This window comes from Parendozoicomonas verongulae (genome assembly GCF_009711465.1).
Taxonomy (GTDB): domain Bacteria; phylum Pseudomonadota; class Gammaproteobacteria; order Pseudomonadales; family Endozoicomonadaceae; genus Sansalvadorimonas; species Sansalvadorimonas verongulae.
In genome coordinates, this window is record NZ_SMME01000605.1 from 1531 (window position 1) to 1745 (window position 215).

Sequence of the window (215 nt, forward strand, 5' to 3'; positions counted from 1 at the left end):
TGCGTTGATATCAGAGTTAAAAGGTAGTGGAAATCCATCAACGAATTCACCCGTTATTATCACGTCACTTTCTGCTGACGGGGAATGAACTTTGCTGGGAGTTGCGGAGCAGGTAGAGCTCTCTGCTATCAACCCAAGGGCTTCCCTGCCCTGGTGTGGCAACCTGATTCCGGATGGACTCCCACCCCCTTGGCAGACCAGGCTATTTTCTGGAC